Origin of the sequence: Streptomyces hyaluromycini, from assembly GCF_002217755.1 — a bacterium.
Taxonomy (GTDB): domain Bacteria; phylum Actinomycetota; class Actinomycetes; order Streptomycetales; family Streptomycetaceae; genus Streptomyces; species Streptomyces hyaluromycini.
Map to the genome: position 1 here is coordinate 1 of NZ_BCFL01000008.1, position 903 is coordinate 903.

Consider the following 903-nt stretch of genomic DNA (forward strand, 5'->3'; position numbering starts at 1 on the left):
TGGCGTCCTGCCGGTGAGCGGGCGGAGGCGTCTGCCTCCGCCCGCCGGGTGATCAGGGAGCGTCGATGAGGCCGTACTTCGGCACGGTCACCGTGCGGGCGCCCGGTGTGCCGCCGAGGACGACCTTGCGGTACGTGACGTTGTTGGCCGTGCTCTGCTCCTTGAGCCGGTTGTCGGGGTTGGCGATGACCTGGATGTAGTAGGTGCCGTTCGGCAGGTCCGTGACGTCGAAGGACTGACCGGGCCGGTACTGGCTGTAGGTGTCGCCGTTGCCGACGTCGAGCACCTCGCGCACCGAGACGGCGGTTTCCTCACCGCAGGCGGTGGCGAGGTCGGTGTTGTACGGGTGCCAGTTGGCGTTCTTCACCGTGTAGTCGATGGCGTCGGTGTTGGCCAGGCAGAACGCCTCCTTGCCGCTGCGGACGATCTCCTTCTTGTCCGCGCCGAGCAGCCGGTAGCTGGCGAAGTCGCTGAAGTGCCAGTGCTGGTGGCCCTCCCGCGGGTCCCACTCCATGGTGCCGGTGGGTGTGTACCCGACCTGCTTGCCCCTGGCGTCGTAGAAGTACTGGTACGCGTCCATCGTCTCCGCGCCGGGCTTGCGGAATCCGTCCACGACCAGCGGCGAGGGGCCGCCGTTCCAGACGGTGGCGCTGAAGGCGAGGTAGTCCTTGCCGGCGACGGCACCCGCTCCGCCCTCGGCCCCGTCGGTGATCGCGATGCCGTGCGCGGGGAGGGCACGCAGGTCGGGCTTGGGCATGTCGGCGGCGACGGCCGCCTTGCCGACCGGGCGTTCGGCGGCCGGCTTCGGGCTCTTCGACGCACTCTTCTGCCCGCGCTGGGCGCCGGCCAGACCCTGGCCCCCGCCGGAGTCCTGCTGATGGACCGTCACCTTGATGGTCTGGG

1 protein-coding gene is annotated in these 903 nt (G+C 69.9%); it reads right to left on the reverse strand.

The features are described 5' to 3' along the window. Positions 1-52 precede the first annotated feature (52 nt). Positions 53-903: lysyl oxidase family protein (locus SSP29_RS00050; protein ID WP_245882989.1), on the reverse strand; the 851-nt coding region annotated here is incomplete at its 5' end.